This is a genomic window from uncultured Aquabacterium sp. (assembly GCF_947366995.1).
Taxonomy (GTDB): Bacteria; Pseudomonadota; Gammaproteobacteria; order Burkholderiales; family Burkholderiaceae_C; genus Aquabacterium.
Map to the genome: position 1 here is coordinate 1 of NZ_CANBCC010000022.1, position 16,373 is coordinate 16,373.

General features: G+C 68.1%; 16 protein-coding genes. 8 read left to right on the plus strand and 8 right to left on the minus strand.

Annotated features, from left to right (window positions below; all coding sequences use genetic code 11):
- The 5 genes from glmU to Q0Z44_RS08100 all read right to left on the minus strand — a co-directional run.
- Positions 1-1,146, minus strand: a 1,146-nt coding sequence (gene glmU / locus Q0Z44_RS08080) for a bifunctional UDP-N-acetylglucosamine diphosphorylase/glucosamine-1-phosphate N-acetyltransferase GlmU (RefSeq protein WP_298011659.1), incomplete at its 3' end; no start/stop codon positions are given.
- Between the two features lie 21 nt (positions 1,147-1,167).
- Positions 1,168-1,815 (minus strand): DUF4136 domain-containing protein, encoded by a 648-nt coding sequence (locus Q0Z44_RS08085; protein ID WP_298011660.1) that lies wholly within the window; start codon positions 1,813-1,815, stop codon positions 1,168-1,170.
- A gap of 2 nt (positions 1,816-1,817) precedes the next feature.
- Positions 1,818-2,894 (minus strand): tRNA 2-thiocytidine(32) synthetase TtcA, encoded by a 1,077-nt coding sequence (gene ttcA / locus Q0Z44_RS08090; RefSeq protein WP_298011661.1) that lies wholly within the window; start codon positions 2,892-2,894, stop codon positions 1,818-1,820.
- 58 nt (positions 2,895-2,952) lie between these two features.
- Complete coding sequence (locus Q0Z44_RS08095; RefSeq protein WP_109034500.1) at positions 2,953-3,324, minus strand: dihydroneopterin aldolase; 372 nt, start codon at positions 3,322-3,324, stop codon at positions 2,953-2,955.
- A 9-nt stretch (positions 3,325-3,333) separates the two neighbouring features.
- On the minus strand, positions 3,334-4,122 hold the full coding sequence (locus tag Q0Z44_RS08100; protein ID WP_298011663.1) for an SDR family oxidoreductase: 789 nt from the start codon (positions 4,120-4,122) through the stop codon (positions 3,334-3,336).
- A 125-nt stretch (positions 4,123-4,247) separates the two neighbouring features.
- Between Q0Z44_RS08100 and Q0Z44_RS08105 the strand changes: the two genes are divergently transcribed.
- The 4 genes from Q0Z44_RS08105 to Q0Z44_RS08120 all read left to right on the plus strand — a co-directional run bounded on the left by Q0Z44_RS08105 (position 4,248) and on the right by Q0Z44_RS08120 (position 7,524).
- The gene (locus Q0Z44_RS08105) at positions 4,248-5,336 is read left to right on the plus strand and encodes an SAM-dependent methyltransferase (protein ID WP_298011709.1); all 1,089 of its coding nucleotides are present in this window, start codon (positions 4,248-4,250) and stop codon (positions 5,334-5,336) included.
- 130 nt (positions 5,337-5,466) lie between these two features.
- Entirely contained in the window at positions 5,467-6,243 is a 777-nt protein-coding gene (locus tag Q0Z44_RS08110) for a PEP-CTERM sorting domain-containing protein (protein ID WP_298011664.1), read from the plus strand.
- Positions 6,244-6,386: 143 nt separating this feature from the next.
- Entirely contained in the window at positions 6,387-7,322 is a 936-nt protein-coding gene (lpxC, locus tag Q0Z44_RS08115; RefSeq protein WP_298011665.1) for a UDP-3-O-acyl-N-acetylglucosamine deacetylase, read from the plus strand.
- 16 nt (positions 7,323-7,338) lie between these two features.
- Complete coding sequence (locus Q0Z44_RS08120; RefSeq protein ID WP_109034487.1) at positions 7,339-7,524, plus strand: hypothetical protein; 186 nt, start codon at positions 7,339-7,341, stop codon at positions 7,522-7,524.
- A gap of 21 nt (positions 7,525-7,545) precedes the next feature.
- Here Q0Z44_RS08120 and Q0Z44_RS08125 read toward each other — a convergent pair whose 3' ends face one another.
- Positions 7,546-9,189, minus strand: coding sequence for an alkaline phosphatase D family protein (locus Q0Z44_RS08125; protein ID WP_298011666.1), 1,644 nt, complete (start codon positions 9,187-9,189; stop codon positions 7,546-7,548).
- A gap of 235 nt (positions 9,190-9,424) precedes the next feature.
- Here Q0Z44_RS08125 and Q0Z44_RS08130 point away from each other — a divergent pair, with 235 nt between their 5' ends.
- The 4 genes from Q0Z44_RS08130 (at position 9,425) to Q0Z44_RS08145 (ending at position 13,572) form a co-directional block, all read left to right on the plus strand.
- Positions 9,425-11,329 (plus strand): propionate--CoA ligase, encoded by a 1,905-nt coding sequence (locus Q0Z44_RS08130; protein WP_298011667.1) that lies wholly within the window; start codon positions 9,425-9,427, stop codon positions 11,327-11,329.
- 169 nt (positions 11,330-11,498) lie between these two features.
- Positions 11,499-12,218, plus strand: coding sequence for a UPF0149 family protein (locus Q0Z44_RS08135; RefSeq protein WP_109034480.1), 720 nt, complete (start codon positions 11,499-11,501; stop codon positions 12,216-12,218).
- Between the two features lie 51 nt (positions 12,219-12,269).
- Positions 12,270-13,049 (plus strand): metallophosphoesterase, encoded by a 780-nt coding sequence (locus Q0Z44_RS08140; RefSeq protein ID WP_298011669.1) that lies wholly within the window; start codon positions 12,270-12,272, stop codon positions 13,047-13,049.
- A gap of 100 nt (positions 13,050-13,149) precedes the next feature.
- On the plus strand, positions 13,150-13,572 hold the full coding sequence (locus Q0Z44_RS08145) for a universal stress protein (protein ID WP_298011670.1): 423 nt from the start codon (positions 13,150-13,152) through the stop codon (positions 13,570-13,572).
- Positions 13,573-13,588: 16 nt separating this feature from the next.
- Here Q0Z44_RS08145 and Q0Z44_RS08150 read toward each other — a convergent pair whose 3' ends face one another.
- Positions 13,589-15,517 (minus strand): methyl-accepting chemotaxis protein, encoded by a 1,929-nt coding sequence (locus tag Q0Z44_RS08150; protein ID WP_298011671.1) that lies wholly within the window; start codon positions 15,515-15,517, stop codon positions 13,589-13,591.
- Positions 15,518-15,768: 251 nt separating this feature from the next.
- Positions 15,769-16,368 carry a PEP-CTERM sorting domain-containing protein gene (locus Q0Z44_RS08155; RefSeq protein ID WP_298011673.1) on the minus strand — a complete coding sequence of 200 codons (600 nt, stop codon included), beginning with the start codon at positions 16,366-16,368 and terminating at the stop codon, positions 15,769-15,771.
- Between the last annotated feature and the right edge of the window lie 5 nt (positions 16,369-16,373).

Below are 16,373 nucleotides of genomic sequence, written 5' to 3' on the forward strand. Positions count from 1 at the left end.
GCGCTCGCCCACGGTGGCATCGCCCAGGTAGGCCAGGTGGTTGGCCTTGGCGCCGCGCGCCAGCGTGCTGTTCTTCACTTCCACGAAGTTGCCGATGTGCACCTCGGGGCCGAGTTCGGCGCCGGGGCGCAGGCGGGCAAACGGCCCGATCAGCGCGCCTTCGCCCACCGTCGCGCCCTGCGTGTCGCCGTCGATGTGCGTGAAGGCGTGGATGACCGCGCCAGCGCGGATCTCGGCGTTGCGGACCACACAGTTCGGACCGATGCGCACGCCATCACCCAACACCACATGGCCTTCGAACACGCAGTTCACGTCGATCTCGACGTCCTGCCCGCAGCGCAGCGTGCCGCGCAGGTCAAAGCGGGCCGGGTCGGCCAGACGCACGCCGTCGGTCATCAGGCGCTCGGCCTGCACGCGCTGGTAGCGGCGCTCCAGGTCGGCCAGTTGCGCTGGGCTGTTGACGCCCAGCACCTCGACTTCGTCGCGCGGCTGCGCGGCCACCACGGGCACGCCATCGGCGCGGGCCATGGCCACCACATCGGTCAGGTAATACTCGCCCTGGGCGTTGTCGTTGGTCAGGCGGCTCAGCCAGCCCTTCAGCAGCCGGGTGGGCGCGGCCATCATGCCGGTGTAGACCTCGTCGATGGTGCGCTGCTCGTCGTTCGCATCCTTGTGCTCGACGATGGCCAGCACCTTCTCGCCCCAGCCGTCACGCACGATGCGGCCATAGCCGGTCGGGTCGTCCAGGCGGATGGTCAGCAGGGCCAGGTGTTCGCCTGCGCAGGCCTGCACAAGAGCCGCCGCGGTGGCCGCCTCGATCAGCGGGGTGTCGCCATTGAGGATGAGCGTCACGCCCTCATCCGGCAACACCGGCACGGCCTGCTGCACGGCATGGCCGGTGCCGAGCTGTGGCTCCTGACGCACGAAGTGCAGCGGCGCGCCGGCAAAGGCGGCCTGCATGGCGCCTTCCACCTGCTCTGCGCCGTGGCCCGTGACCACGATCTGACGCGCGGCCCCCAGCGTGGCGGTGGTGCCGATGACGTGCGCCAGCATGGGCCGGCCGGCCAGCGTGTGCAGCACCTTGGGGCGCGAGGACTTCATGCGGGTGCCTTTGCCCGCGGCCATGATGACGATGGAAAGTGACATGAACGACGTGGTGGAGTGGGGTCAGGGTGCCGGCTGCAGCGGCACGATCACGGTACGCGGCCCCAGTGTCAACGGAAAATCTTTCAGGGCGGCGTCGAACAGTGGCGCGTACAGCGCCGGGTCGGCCGAGCCCAGGCGGCCCAGGCTGGCGCGCGCCTCGTGCAGCACCGCGTGGGTGCGGCGATCGCGCACGACCACGCCCACCAGCATCTCGACGTAGGGTTGCTCCATGCGGTAGCTCAGTGCCAGCCCGCCACCGCCCGTGCCCCACCAGCCTCCCACACCAGGACGGCCCCAGGGGTGATACCAGTAGGGCGCGCCGCCCCAGAAGGGGTCATAGCGCGGCGTGACGCGGGTCGAGGCCGTGAGCTGCACGGTGTAGACCGCCTGATCGGGCCCGCTGGCCAGCGTGAAGCCATGCGAAGCAAGTGCCGGCGCGGCCGCAGCCTCGAGCTGGCCGATCTGGTCCGCGGCATTGGCCTGCGAAGGCAGCCGGTCGAAAACATAGGGGCCGGGGCTGCGGGTGGCCGGCCAGTCGCCGAAGGTCTGAACTTCGGTGCGCACCTCATTGAGTGCCGCGCAGCCCTGCAGCGCCAGCATCGCCACGCACAACAGCCCCCCGGTCAACCAGCGGAGGGCAGAAAACCGGGTTGTGCGGGCGGTGGTCATGGTCAGACTTCCTTGCTGCGGATCGGGATGGACTTGATCGACACGCTGGCCTCGGCGGGCAGGCCGGCCTCGGGCGTGTCGCCACAAGCTTCATCTTCGTCGAAAGCGATGTCCCCACCGGCTTCGGGCTTGCCCGTCGCCTTGATGGTCTCGAACGGGTAGAGCTTGCGGTCCATCAGGTGCGAGGGCACGACGTTGGACAACGCAGTGAACATGTTGTCGACCCGGCCGGGGAACTTGCGATCCCACTCGTTGATCATCTCGCGCATCTGCTGGCGTTGCAGGCCGTCCTGGCTGCCGCACAGGTTGCACGGGATGATGGGGAACTCGCGGTGCTCGGCGTACCTGGCTAGGTCCTGCTCGCGGCAGTAGGCCATCGGGCGGATGACGACGTGCTCGCCGTTGTCCGTCACCAGCTTGGGCGGCATCCCCTTCAGGCGCGAGCCGAAGAACATGTTCATGAACATGGTCTGCAGGATGTCGTCGCGGTGGTGGCCCAGCGCGATTTTGGTGCAGCCCAGTTCCTTGGCCACGCGGTAGAGGATGCCGCGGCGCAGGCGCGAGCACAGGCTGCACGTGGTCTTGCCCTCGGGCACCACGCGCTTGACCACGCTGTAGGTGTCCTGCTCTTCGATGCGGAAGGGCACGCCGACCTTGGTCAGGTACTCGGGCAGCACGTGCTCCGGGAAGCCCGGCTGCTTCTGATCCAGGTTGACCGCGACGATCTCGAACCGGATGGGGGCCCGCCGCTGCAGGTTCATCAGGATGTCGAGCATCGAGTAGCTGTCCTTGCCGCCGGACATGCACACCATGACCTTGTCGCCATCTTCGATCATGTTGAAGTCAGCAATGGCCTGCCCCACCTCACGGTGCAGGCGCTTGCGCAGCTTGTTCATCTCGTGCGCGTGCTTGCGGGCGCGGGCAGCCTCTTCGGCCTCCTGGGCGCTTTGCTGCACCGCCTGGGCCACGGGCACGCCGGCCTTGGCCTCGACCGCCAGGGCGGCACGGGCAAACAGCAGGGCGTCGTCCACCATGCGGTCTTCTTCGTCGGGCGTGTGGAAACTCAGGTGGGTGGACATAGGGGCGGTCGCGTCGGTCATAACCGGGTATTTTCGCCGATCCCGGCAATCCGCGTGCTCACCACTGCCCGGTTTCCATGCGGATGGCCACCTCGCAGTCGTCAAAGATCTCCAGCTTGGCAATCTTCACGCGCACGCCGAGCACGCCGGGCAGGTCCATCAGGCGCTTGCACAGCTTGCCGATCAGGGTCTCGAGCAGGTTGGTGTGCTCGGACTGGCACTCTTCGATGATGATGGCGCGCACCTTGCGGTAGTCCAGCACATTGAGCAGTTCGTCGTCGCGCGGCAGCAGGGGCTGGCTGCCCATGTTGAGCTCGGCGTCGACCTGGATGGGCTGCGGCGCGTCGATTTCGTGGTCAAGCACACCGAGGCTCGCGTCGAAGCGCAGGCCGGTGAGGGTCAGGATCTGGTTGCCTTTGGTCAGGGACATGGCTCGCGCTCACATCATGGAAAAGTCGCGCTCGAAGCGCTGGAGGTGCTGGCCGCCATCGACCAGCAGCGTGGTGCCCGTGATCGAGCGGTTGGTCAGCGCGAAGGCCACGGTCGCGGCCACGTCTTCCGGGGTGGACGAGCGCCCCAGCGGCGACAGCGCATGCGCCTGCTGGAAGGCTTCGCCCTGCAGCCACTCGCTGGTCAGCGTGAGGCCCGGCGCCACGCCGATCACCCGCACGCGGGGGGCCAGCGCCAGCGCCAGCAGCGTGGTGGCGGATTCGAGCGCCGCCTTCGACAGCGTGTAGCTCAGGAAATCGGGGTTCGGGTTCCACAGCTTCTGGTCGAGCAGGTTGACGACCGCCCCTGCCCCACCCTCGTTCACGCCGCGCTCGGCCAGGTGCGCCGCCAGCGCCTGCGCCAGCACGATGGCCGGTGCGGTGTTGGCGCGCAGGTGCTTTTCCAGCGCGGCGTAGGTGAAGGTGGCCGCGTCGTCGTACTCGAAGGTCGAGGCGCTGTTGACCACGGCGTCCAGCCGGCCCAGGCCCTGCACCGCGGCGGGCAGCAGCGCCCGGCACGCGGCTTCGTCAGCCAGGTCTGCCGCCAGCACCACAGCCTGGCGGCCCAATGCGCGGACGTCGGCGGCGGTCTGCTCGGCTTCGGTGCGCGAGGCACGGCAGTGCACGGCCACATCCCAGCCCTGGCGGGCCAGCGTCAGCGCAATCAGGCGCCCGAGGCGCTTGCCCGCCCCCGTGACGAGCACGGCCGGCGCAGCAACAGAGGGAAGTGTGGAAGACATGGACTTTCTACAATGCGGCGATGAACCGCCCGAACCCATCCGGCCAGAGTGTAGTGGCCGCCCCCGTCTCCAGCGCACCGCTGGCCCGCCTGATCGCCCACGAGATCCGCGAACGGGGCGGGTGGATGCGCTTCGAGCGCTTCATGGAACTGGCGTTGTACGCGCCAGGGCTGGGCTATTACACGGGCGGCCGACGGGTGCTGGGCAGCATGCCGCAGGACGGCAGCGACTTCGTGACCGCCCCCGAATTGACGCCGTTGTTCGGCCAGCTGCTGGCCCGCCAGGTGGCCCAGGCGCTGGAGGCCACCGGCACCACCGAGGTGTGGGAGTTCGGCGCCGGCACGGGCGCGCTGGCCGAGCAGCTGCTGGGCGAGCTGGGCGATCGGCTCACCCGCTACACCATCGTCGACCTTTCGGGCACGCTGCGCGACCGCCAGCACCAGCGCCTGCTGAAAGCCCACCCGGCCCTGGTCCACAAGGTGGTCTGGGCCGACAGCCTGCCGGACGCGCTGAACGGCGTGATCGTGGGCAACGAGGTGCTGGACGCCATGCCCGTGCACCTGCTGAGCTGGAACGGCGAACACTGGCTGGAGCGCGGCGTGGCGCTGGCCGACGCCGCCACGGCCGAGGACGACGTGCCGCGCTTTACCTGGGCCGACCGCCCGGCCCCCGAGGGCGTGCGCCCTCCCACCGAGCAGCCGGACGCGGCCTACCCCCCCGGCACCGTGACCGAAACCCACGGCCAGGCCGAAGCCTTCGTGGCCACGCTGGCGCAGCGCATGGCGCGCGGCGCGGCCTTCTTCATCGACTACGGCTTCCCCGAGTCCGAGTACTACCTGCCCCAGCGCCACGGCGGCACGCTGATGTGCCACCACCTGCACCAGGCCGACCCGGACCCGCTGAGCAGCGTGGGCCACAAGGACATCACCGCCCACGTGAACTTCACCGGCATCGCGCTGGCCGGCCAGGAGGCCGGGTGGGAGGTGCTGGGCTACACCAGCCAGGGTCGATTCCTGACCAACTGCGGGCTGGGCGAGGCGCTGGCCAGCACCGGCGAGGCCTGCACCGCCGACCAGCTGAAGGCCCGCGCCGCCCTGCAGATGCTGGTGGCCGAGCACGAAATGGGCGAGCTCTTCAAGGTGATCGGCTTCGTGAAGGGGCCCTGGTTCGATGCGATCGGCTTCGAGCACGGGGACCGGACGCACATGCTGTGACCCCCGGGACTGCGGGGCCGGGGAACACCGTGTAAGGGAATGACACGAAAGAATCTGGGGGTGAAGATAGATGGCGGCGAGCGCAGTCCAGCGCCAAGGCTCTCATCTACAACCTGCTCAGGATTTCTTGATGTCACAATTCCCTCGACTGGCCCTGGCCGGCACGCTCGCGCTCGCGACAGCCGGCGTGGCACACGCGACGTCGTCCGTCATGTCCACCATCTCGAACATCGCGGTCACTACCGCGGGAACGGTGACGGCGTATTCTCCGTTCGCACAAGCGGTGGTCAGCGCCTATGATCTGGTGCCGCACCCGCTAGTTGGATGGTTGTCAACGAACGCCGTTTCGGATTGGGCATCCGACCTCTCCACCCCCTCCCCCTCGGTGTCGGTCAATGTTGCGAGTGACTCGGCCACCGCATCCGCATTCGCATCTGCCACGAACGTGTCTGCAGCCGTGACCACCGGTGCCGCGGGGGGCTCCGGTTATGCGACTGCATCCTTCAACAGCGTGTTCTCCATGGCGGCCCGGTCCAGGGTGACGGTCACCTGGGACGCCAGCGTGCTGGGCATGGGCGCCGGCAACGGCACTTTCCTTACCTACACTGGCTACGGCACCGTAACCGGTGCCGCACATGTCGACCTCGGGAACATCTCCGCGTCCACCCAGGGCAACGGCTTCTGGTACGGTGACGACGACTTCGGCTTCTCCTTCGAAGAGACCGCGACCGGCAAGAAGCTGACCGTTTCCACCGGCGCCACCGGACGCGACATCAGCTTCGCTGCCTCGGTGTTTGCGCAGACCGTCGATTACGCCGCCCCGGTTCCCGAGCCCGAAACCTGGGCACTGACCTTCGCTGGTCTGGCCGTCATGGGTGGCATCGCCCGTCGCCGAATTGCCAAGTAAGCCTTCTGCCTCACGCTGAAAGCGGGCTTCGGCCCGCTTTTTCTGTTGGGGAGGCCGCCTCCGTCGCCGGGATAGCGTGCATCAATGGAGGACATCATTCAGATTCACGCCCACGATGCTGCACTGCCGCGATAATTGCGCCCATGCTGCAACAACGCACCCTCAAGTCCCTGACCCGTGCCGTGGGCGTTGGCCTGCACAGCGGCCAGCGCGTCGAACTGACGCTGCGCCCGGCACCGGCCAACACCGGCATCGTGTTTCGCCGGGTGGACCTGGCCCAGCCGGTCGACATCCCCGTGCGTCCGGAATCGGTGTGCGACTGCCGCATGGCCACCACCATTTCGCCCGGCGGTGACCCGGGTGCGCCCAAAGTCAACACCATCGAGCACCTGATGTCGGCCTGCGCCGGCCTGGGCCTCGACAACCTGTATGTGGACATCACGGCCGAAGAGGTGCCCATCCTCGATGGCTCGTCGGCTGCGTTCGTCTACCTGCTGCAGAGCGCCGGCATCGAGCTGCAGAAGGCGCCCAAGAAGTTCCTGCGCGTGACCCGTCCGATCGAGGTGCGCGACGGCGAAGGCCGCACGCTGAAGTGGGCCCGCCTGGAGCCGTACCACGGCTACAAGCTCGCCTTCGAGATCGACTTCGACCACCCCGCCGTTGACCAGACCGGCCAGCGCGTCGAGTTCGACTTCGGCGCCGGCCAGTACAAGCGCGACATCGCCCGCGCCCGCACCTTCGGCTTCACCAAGGACGTGGAGATGATGCGCTCGCGCGGCCTGGGCCTGGGTGCCAGCATGGACAACGCCATCGTGGTGGACGACTACCGCGTGCTGAACGCCGACGGCCTGCGCTACGACGACGAGTTCGTGAAGCACAAGATCCTCGACGCGATCGGCGACCTGTACGTGGTGGGCTACCCGCTGCTGGCGGCCTACACGGCCTACAAGTCGGGCCACGCGATGAACAACCAGCTGCTGCGTGCGCTACTCGCCGAGAAGGACGCGTGGGAAATCGTCAGCTTCGAAGACGAGGCCAAGGCCCCGCGCGGTCTGGCCGAGCTGGCCCCGGCCTGGTAAGGCCGAGGGGCGCGCCATGGTCCTGATCCGCACGGCGGCCCTCTTTCTTGTGCTCGGCTTTCTGGCCTGCATGGGCCTGTTCCGGCTCACCGGCCAGCCGGTGTGGCGCCAGCGCGCCATGACGTGCGCCCAGTGGGGCGTGGTGCTCGCACTGGGCGTGGTCGGGTTCTTCGTGCTGCGGCGCGCCGCCGTGTTCATCTGACACGGCCCGTGCCGCCGGGCATCAGCCCTCCGAGCGATCGTCGTCGCGGTCGAAAAAGCCCTGGCCGAACGGCCCGCGCACCGGCTGCAGCGTCTTGCTGAAGATCGACACGCCGTCGATGTCACGGAAGTCGACCGTCAGCGCGTGCGAATGGCGGTCGATGTTGACCTCACCGAAGAACTGCAGGCCGGCAAACGGCGACAGGTTGGCCTGACCGGCCGGTGGTGCCTTCTGGAACACCACCTGCGGACCAAAGGTGTTGTCCAGCGCGTTGGGGCCGAAGGTGCCGGCGTTCAGCGGTCCGGCCACGAACTCCCAGAACGGCTCGAAGTCCTGGAACTGCGCCTTGGCCGGCTCGTAGCGGTGGGCGGCACAGTAGTGCACGTCGGCCGTCAGCCACACTGTGTTGCGCACGCGCTCGTGCTTGATGAAGCGCAGCACCTCGGCGATCTCCAGCTCGCGGCCGAGCGCCGGACCATCGCCGTTGGCGGGGCCTTCCCACCGCGCCCGGCCCTGGGCGTCCTTGCCGTCGCCGATCTGCAGGCCCAGCGGCATGTCGGAGGCGATCACCTTCCACGTTGCGCGGGACTTCTTCAGTTCGGTCTTGAGCCACTCGATCTGTTCGCGGCCCAGGATGGCGGTGTCCGGCCCGGCTTCGGTCTGGCGGTTGTGGGTGTTGGGACCGCGGTAGCTGCGCATGTCGATCACGAACACGTCGAGCTGCGGGCCGTGCGACAGCTTGCGGTACACACGCTGCGACTCGACCGCCGAGAACGGCCGCATCGGTGCGTAATCCAGGAAGGCGCGGGTGCCGCGGGCCGTCAGCAGCGGCACGTTCTTCTCGGTGTAGCGGGCGTCAGCCGACAGGTCCTTGGCGTCCGACCAGTTGTTGGTGACCTCGTGGTCATCCCACTGCCAGATCTGCGGCACCTCGGCGTTGAAGCGGCGCACGTTCTCGTCCAGCAGGTTGTAGCGATAGCGACCGCGGTACTCGTCCAGCGTCTCGGCGACCTTGGCCACTTCGGGCGTGACGATGTTGGTCCACAGCTGGCCGTTCTCGGCCGTCACCGACTCCTTGATCGGGCCGTCGGCGTAGATGGTGTCGCCGCTGTGCAGGAAGAACTGCGGCTGACGCTGGCGCATGGCCTCGTAGATCTTCATGCCGCCGAAAGACGGGTTGATGCCCCAGCCCTGGCCGGCCGTGTCGCCGCCCCACACGAAGCGCAGGTCACGCGGGCGGGTGGAGGGCACGCTGAAGCGGCCCAGCACCGGCTCGCTCATCGCGCGGCTGTTGTCCAGGCCCTGGAACTGCACGCGCACGAACACGTCGCGCCCAGCGGGCAGGCCGACCAGATCCTGGCGGGCCGTGAAGTCGGTTTCTTCCAGCGCGTACGGGCCGATGATGCGGCGGCTCTTGCGGAAGGACTCGTCGAGCGACCACTCGACGATCATGCGCGAGGCCCGGTCGGCACGGCTCCACAGCAGCGTGGCGCCCTGGGTGGGGTCACCCAGCTGCAGGCCCTGGGCCGCCACGGGGCGAACGGCGTCCGAGGTGATGAGGGCGGGCGCACCGGCCGCCCAGCTGGGGCGAACCAGCGCGGCCGAGCCGAGGGTCAGCGCAGAGGATTGCAGGAACAGGCGGCGGGGATGCTTCGAATCGGACATCGTGGTGCTTCAGGGTGGAGGGATCCGCGCATGCTGGCCGCCGGCCGTGACGCCGGCTTGACGCCGATGCGGTCCGGATGGACTGCCGTCGGCGTGTACCGACGGGGACCATCCGGTCCCGGGTTTCCCCGTCTCGATTGCGGAAAACGCTTGGCTACCATCGGCTCCCGGGCCACCACAAGGGCCCGCACCCCAGAACAAGCCGAACACACTTCGGTACCAAGGAGACATCAGCATGGATTACGCCGCCCTGTACCGGCGGTCGGTGGACGACCGTGACGCTTTCTGGCGCGAACAGGCCGCCCGCATCGACTGGCACACACCGTTCGAGCTGGTGTGCGACACGGCCAACCCGCCGTTTGCACAGTGGTTCGTCGGCGGCGAAACCAACCTGTGCCACAACGCGGTCGACCGCCATGCGGCCACCCGGCCCGACCAGCCCGCGCTGATTCATGTCTCCACCGAAACCGGCCGCGAAGAAACACTGACCTTCGGCCAGCTGCACACCGAGGTGCAACGCATGGCCGCCGTGCTGCAGGGCCTGGGCGTCAAGAAGGGCGACCGCGTGCTGCTGTACATGCCCATGATCCCCGAGGCCGTGATCGCCATGCTGGCCACGGTGCGCCTGGGTGCCATCCACTCGGTGGTGTTCGGCGGCTTTGCCAGCCACGCCCTGGCCAGCCGCATCGATGACGCGCGCCCCACGGTCGTGGTCACAGCCGATGCCGGCTCGCGTGGCGGCAAGGTCATTCCCTACAAGCCGCTGCTGGACGAGGCCCTGGCCCAGTGCAGCCACAGCGTGCCGCACGTGCTGCTGGTCAACCGCGGTCTGGCCGACGCCAGCATGACCGCTCCGCGCGACGTGGACTTCGCCCAGGCCCGCGAGGCCGTGCTCGATGCACAGGTGCCCTGCACCTGGGTGCCGTCCGAGCACCCCAGCTACACGCTCTACACCAGCGGTACCACCGGCAAGCCCAAGGGCGTGCAGCGTGACACCGGCGGCTACACCGTGGCGCTGGCCACCTCGATGGAGCAGATCTACTGTGGCAAGCCCGGCGAGGTTTTCTTCTGCACCAGCGACATCGGCTGGGTCGTGGGCCACAGCTACATCGTCTACGGCCCACTGATCGCCGGCATGGCCACCATCGTCTACGAAGGCCTGCCGATCCGGCCGGATGCCGCCATCTGGTGGTCGCTGGTCGAGAAGTACAAGGTCAGCGTGATGTTCTCGGCCCCGACCGCCGTGCGCGTGCTGAAGAAGCAGGACCCGGAGTGCCTGCGCCGACATGACCTGAGCAGCCTGCGCCACCTCTTCCTGGCCGGCGAGCCGCTGGACGAGCCGACGGCCGCCTGGATCGGCGAGGCCATCGGCAAGCCCATTGTCGACAACTACTGGCAAACCGAGACCGGCTGGCCCATTCTCAGCCTGGCGCGCGGCATCGACCCGGATGCCAAGACCCGCCTGGGCTCGCCCGGCATCCCCATGCCCGGCTACGACGTGAAGCTGCTGGACGACCAGACCGGCGCCGAGCTGACGGAGCCGAACCGCAAGGGCGTGCTGACCATCGGCTACCCGCTGCCGCCCGGCTGCCTGCAAACCGTGTGGGGGGACGACGACCGCTACGTCAAGACCTACTGGAGCACCTTCCCGCACAAGCCGGTCTACAACACCTTCGACTGGGGCCTGCGCGACGCCGACGGCTACTACTTCATCCTGGGCCGCACCGACGACGTGATCAACGTGGCCGGCCACCGCCTGGGCACCCGCGAGATCGAGGAGGCCGTGAGCAGCCATTCCGGCGTGGCCGAGGTGGCCGTGGTGGGCGTGGCCGATCAGCTCAAGGGCCAGGTGGCGCGCGCCTTCGTGGTGGCGCGTGACCCGTCGCGCACCGCCACCCCCGCGCTGCGTCAGGCGCTCGAAACCGAGATCATGCAGACGGTGGACCGGCAACTCGGTGCCGTGGCCCGCCCGGCCCGCGTCGATTTTGTGAACGTGCTGCCGAAGACCCGCTCGGGCAAGCTGCTGCGCCGCGCCATCCAGGCGGTGTGCGAAGGCCGGGCCACCGGCGACCTGACCACGATCGAAGACCCGACCGCCTTGCAACAGTTGCAGGACGCGGTCAGCGAGGTGCGGGGCTGACGGACGCCGTTGCCCCAGGAGCCTTGCTGGCCGCCATTACACAACCCTGGGCGCCCGACCGGCCCGGGACCTGAAGGCGAGACCCCGGTCTCGCCTTTTTTCTGGGACTGCGCAAGTCGGCCGTTGGCGGGCACAATGCGGGTTTGACACCGCACCGGACTGAACCAAGATGAAGACCCCGCCTCCGCTGACCGACGCCGAGATCAACGAGATCGACGAGCTGCTGGCTGCCGTGCCGGCCCCGTATGAAACCGTGGATGCGGTGATCCTGGACGGCTACCTGGCCGGTGTGCTGGTCCAGCCGGTGATGCTCGAGCCCGAGCAATGGCTGCCCCCGATCTTCGGCACCGAAGGCATGCCCGAGGGCGGCATCGAAGGCTGGAGCGAGGCCCAGCACAACCGCCTGATCACGCTGATCACGCGGCGCAAGGACGAAATGCTGCGCGGCATCCTGGAAGACGGCTGGTTCGACCCGCTGGTGCCGATGATGGAAGACGAAGACGGCAAGGCGCTCGAGGGCAAGGACGCCATGGAGGGCCTGGGCTACTGGGCCGCCGGCTTCGAATGGGCTTTGGCCAACTTCCCGCAGCTGGAAGAAGCCGCCCTGCCCGGCGTGCCCGATCTGCTCGACTCCATCTGGCGCCATCTGCCCGAGCAGGACGAGACCCAGCGCGCGATGACGAAGGCGCTGGACGAGGAGCACCCGCTGCGCAACCTTGATGAAGGCATCGAGGCGCTGGTGTTCGACGTGGTCGACCTGGCCCAGATCGGCATTGCCGAGCGCACCAAGGTCGAGACCGTCGTGCGCGACCAGCCCAAGGTCGGCCGCAATGACCCCTGCCCCTGCGGCAGCGGCCGCAAGTACAAGCAGTGCCACGGCGCGAACTGACCTGACGCACCCCGGCCGCCAGCGCCGGTGCGCAGCGGCCCCGTCACGCCCGTGAAGATCCAGCTCCTGTCCGATCTGCACCTCGAGACCGAGGTCTACGCGCCCCGGCCCGCCCCGGGCGCCGACCTGCTCGTGCTGGCCGGCGATGTCGACAGCACCTGGGCCGGGCTCTCGCACTTCAAGAACTGGCCGGTGCCGGTGCTGTTCGTGCCCGGCAACCACGAGTTCGACCGCCGCGATGTGGACGAGGCCCTGAGCGGCCTGCGCGCGCGCTGCACCGAGCTCGGCCTGCGCCTGCTGGAGCGCGAGTCCATCGTGCTGCGCGCGCCCGACGGCCGCCGCGTGCGCTTTGTCGGCACCACCCGCTGGTGCGACTTTGATCTCTTCGGCGAGAAGGAGCGGCCCCGCGCGATGCGCGCCGCGACCTACTTCGTCCGCGTCATGCAGTCCACGCGCGGGGGCGCGCCGTTCGACCCGGTCGCCGTGCGCGAAGAGGGCCTGCGCTGCCGAGACTGGCTGGCCACCGAACTCGCGCGACAGCCCACCGAGGCCGACCCGTGGGATGTCACCGTGGTGATCACCCACTTCGGCCCCAGCCTGCGCAGCGCCGATCCGCGCTACGGCCGCCAGCCCGGCACCGCCAGCTTCTGCAATGCCGACGACCACCTGCTGGCCGGCGCGCAACTCTGGCTGCACGGCCATCTGCATTGCCGGCACGACTACCTCGTGCCCCACGCCGGTGGCGTCACCCGTGTGGTGAGCAACGCACGCGGGCACGCCTACAAGGGCGAAGCCGATGGCCACGACGGCCAGTGCTGCATCAGCGTCTAGACTTCACGCTGGCGCGTCCGGCTTGATGGCGGTCAACGCCGCGGTGCCTGCGGGTGCCGACACTGATCTCCAGGCTCATCCATCACACGAGGTTCCATCCATGAAGATCCTGCTTCCGGTCGACGGCAGTTCGTACACCAAGCGCATGCTGGCGTGGCTCACGACGCATGAGGAGTGGCTCACGGGCCAGCACGAATTCACCGTGCTGACCGTTGTGCCTCAGATTCCGCCACACGCAGCGTCGATGTTCCCGCCCGAGCAACTGAAGTCGTATTACGACGACACGGCCGAGGCCATCTTCAAGCCGATCCGCAAGTTCACAGCCAAGCACGACATGGCCACGAACTACGTCGCCAAGACGGGCCATGCACCCGACGTCATCGCCAAGCTGGCCGACAAGGGCAAGTTCGACCTCGTCATCATGGGTTCGCACGGCCACAGCAACCTGATGAACCTGGTGATGGGCTCCGTCACCAACCAGGTGCTGGCGCGCTGCAAGGCGCCCGTGCTGCTGGTGCGCTGAAGCCTCGGCGCGGTGGTCAGGCCAGCGTGAAGCGGCCGACCGCCTGCTGCAGCCGCATCGCCTGGTCGCTCAGGCTGGCTGCGGCGGCGCTCGACTCTTCCACCAGCGCAGCGTTCTGCTGCGTCGTCTGATCCAGCAGCGACACCGCCTGGTTGACCTGGACGATGCCCAGGCTCTGCTGCTCGCTGGCCGAGGCGATCTCGGCCATCAACTGGCTCACCTTCTGAACCTGGCCGATCAGCCGCTCGATCGATTCGCTGCTGTGGCTGGCCAGGTCGTAGCCCTGCTCGATGCTCTCGACGCTGCTGCTGATCAGACTCTTGATCTCGCGCGCGGCCTGGGCACTGCGTTGCGCCAGCGTGCGCACTTCACCGGCCACCACCGCAAAGCCGCGGCCCTGCTCGCCGGCCCGTGCCGCTTCCACCGCGGCGTTCAGCGCCAGGATGTTGGTCTGGAAGGCGATGCCATCGATCACCGCGTTGATCTCGGCAATGCGGGTGCTGGTCTGCTTGATCTCGGCCATCTTGGCCACGACCTGACCGAACACCTCGCCGCCCTGCGTGGCTTCTCGCGAAGCGGCCGTGGCCAGTTCATTGGCCTGCACCGCGGTGCTGGCGTTCTGCTTCACGGTGGCCGACATCTCTTCCATCGACGAGGCGGTCTGCTGCAGCGACGAAGCCTGGTTCTCGGTGCGCGCGCTCAGGTCAAGGTTGCCCTGCGCGATTTGGCTGGACGCGGTGGCCACCGAGTCGCTGGCGGCCTTGATCCCGAAGATGGTGGCCTTGAGTTGCTCGATGGCCTGCGCCATGGCGTCCACCATCTGGCCCACCTCGTCCCGGCTGCGGCTGCGCAGCGTGCGGGTCAGGTCGCCGGCTGCGAGGGCCTGCGCCACCTGCATGGCGTCTTGAACGGTACGGGTGGTCTCACGGGTCACCACGACGGACACCCAGACCCCCAACGACAGGGCCAGGAGGGTGATGGCACCGATCAAGGCCAAGCCGGTCTGGTCCTCGCGGATGCGACGATCGAAGAGGGTGTCCAGCCGCTTCAGGGCCTGCTCGCTCACCGCAAACTGCGCGGTGATGACCTCGGTGGTGGCCTGAAAGTAGTCGCTTCCCGCCATGTTGGGCAGGGTTTCGCTGGCCGACACGGCATCCACCAGGGCCATGCCGCGCTGGACGGCGGCCTCGGCCTGCTCGGTGGCCCGAACGAACTCGGGCACGGCCTCGCCACCGCGGGCGGCGGTGGCGCGCGCCAGGTTGCGCTCGGCGTCGGTGGCATGGCTGAGCGCCATGCTCTTCAGCGCCTGCAGCGTCTGGCGCTCGTCGGGCGTGCTGGCGCCCCGCACCAGCATGCCGGTGCCACGGGCGCGGGCAAGGCCCAGCTGCTCGGTCAGGCGGGGCAGGTCGCGGAAGGCCGCCTGGATCAGGAAATAGCTTTCGGCATCGGGGTCGAGGCTCAGGCCGCTGACCGCGCCCACGTCTTCCAGCAGCAGCAGGCTGCGCACCACCAGGGCGGTGTGACGGCGAACGCTGTCAGGCGAGGTCAGCGCACCTTTCGCGACGTCGGCCCCCAGCGCCGTCCAGTCTGCCTGGAGCGCCTGCAGCGCGGCCGTGGTCGGCGCGTGCTCGAGGGTGGCCACGCTGTGAACGGCTTCACCCAAGGCCTTGTCGAGGCCGGCCCGGCGGGCTGCCAGGTCCCCCTTCTTGCTCGCATCGCCGCTCAGAAAGGCGTTCGACATGCCGCGGTGCTCCTGCATGAGCTTGATCACGGCCAGCAGGTCCCGTGAGGGCTGCATCCCGATGCGCTCTTGTTCGACCGCGCCCAGTTTGGCCGCCGCCGTGCGCAGCACCATCACGGTGGGCGCGCCCGCCATCAGCACGGCGAGCAGGCACAGCAGAACGAATTTGTGCCGCAACGGCAGGTTGGCAATCCAGGCAGACATCGGCACGACTCCGGACCCGGCGGAAACACACACCGGCGGCGAAACACTCTGGGCGGCTTCGCTTTGCCCTGAACGCCCTTCCGACGCCCTGACACGCCGGGGCCCATCCTGCGCCCGACGGCCTCTCTTACGGCGTGATTCGGGTTTACTTGAGGGTAAAGATGAACAAAATGAAAAAGCCCCCTGGGAAGGGGGCTGGCTTGTGTGCCTGATGCCACCCGGAAAGCCGGGCGACGGGTGCGCGAAACGGCTCAGCCGCGCTGCTGGCGGCGGCGCATCACGCCGGCGGTCAGCAGGCCCGCGATCATCAGGGCGTAGGTTTCGGGCTCGGGCACTTCGCACACGAACTTCAGCGAGTCGATGAAGTAAGCATCGCCGGCGTAGCCGAACTTGAAGGACTTGCCCGTCAGCAACGGCGTGGTGGTGTGGCTGTCGAGCGAGTACAGCTTAGAGGTTGCGCCATCCACGGACAGGCTGAACTGGTTCGAACCAAAGGGCAGGTCGTCCATGTCCCAGTAAAGCAGCGAAACCGTCTTCTCGAACGAGACGGTGATGGACTCGCCCTTGCCCAGGCGCGGATCGAGCACACCCAGAGGGCCACCGGTCACAACGCCCAGTTCGCCCGCCACCACCACCAGCTTGCCGGAATCGGCAGTCACCGTCGCGTCTCCACCCGCGTCGGTGTCCTTGTAGACGTACGTCGTCTTCTTGTCCAGCAGGTTGGAGAAGGTGAGCGTGGTGAGGCAATCGGGCTTGCAATCATGGACGGGCGGCTTGTGGCCGCCAGTGGCGTGTGCCGAAACGGAGGCAAAAAGGGCCGAAACGGCCAGCATGATGGACGCAATGCGCATGAAAA

What these genes read in the sequence shown, in the direction of transcription:
- Q0Z44_RS08130 (WP_298011667.1), top strand. Translation starts at nt 9,425, where the DNA reads ATGGATTACGCCGCCCTGTACCGGCGGTCGGTGGACGACCGTGACGCT.
- Q0Z44_RS08135 (WP_109034480.1), top strand. Translation starts at nt 11,499, where the DNA reads ATGAAGACCCCGCCTCCGCTGACCGACGCCGAGATCAACGAGATCGAC.
- Q0Z44_RS08085 (WP_298011660.1), bottom strand. Translation starts at nt 1,815, where the DNA reads ATGACCACCGCCCGCACAACCCGGTTTTCTGCCCTCCGCTGGTTGACC.
- Q0Z44_RS08125 (WP_298011666.1), bottom strand. Translation starts at nt 9,189, where the DNA reads ATGTCCGATTCGAAGCATCCCCGCCGCCTGTTCCTGCAATCCTCTGCG.
- Q0Z44_RS08110 (WP_298011664.1), top strand. Translation starts at nt 5,467, where the DNA reads ATGTCACAATTCCCTCGACTGGCCCTGGCCGGCACGCTCGCGCTCGCG.
- Q0Z44_RS08120 (WP_109034487.1), top strand. Translation starts at nt 7,339, where the DNA reads ATGGTCCTGATCCGCACGGCGGCCCTCTTTCTTGTGCTCGGCTTTCTG.
- Q0Z44_RS08155 (WP_298011673.1), bottom strand. Translation starts at nt 16,368, where the DNA reads ATGCGCATTGCGTCCATCATGCTGGCCGTTTCGGCCCTTTTTGCCTCC.
- Q0Z44_RS08150 (WP_298011671.1), bottom strand. Translation starts at nt 15,517, where the DNA reads ATGTCTGCCTGGATTGCCAACCTGCCGTTGCGGCACAAATTCGTTCTG.
- lpxC (WP_298011665.1), top strand. Translation starts at nt 6,387, where the DNA reads ATGCTGCAACAACGCACCCTCAAGTCCCTGACCCGTGCCGTGGGCGTT.
- Q0Z44_RS08100 (WP_298011663.1), bottom strand. Translation starts at nt 4,122, where the DNA reads ATGTCTTCCACACTTCCCTCTGTTGCTGCGCCGGCCGTGCTCGTCACG.
- ttcA (WP_298011661.1), bottom strand. Translation starts at nt 2,894, where the DNA reads ATGTCCACCCACCTGAGTTTCCACACGCCCGACGAAGAAGACCGCATG.
- Q0Z44_RS08105 (WP_298011709.1), top strand. Translation starts at nt 4,248, where the DNA reads ATGCGCTTCGAGCGCTTCATGGAACTGGCGTTGTACGCGCCAGGGCTG.
- Q0Z44_RS08095 (WP_109034500.1), bottom strand. Translation starts at nt 3,324, where the DNA reads ATGTCCCTGACCAAAGGCAACCAGATCCTGACCCTCACCGGCCTGCGC.
- Q0Z44_RS08145 (WP_298011670.1), top strand. Translation starts at nt 13,150, where the DNA reads ATGAAGATCCTGCTTCCGGTCGACGGCAGTTCGTACACCAAGCGCATG.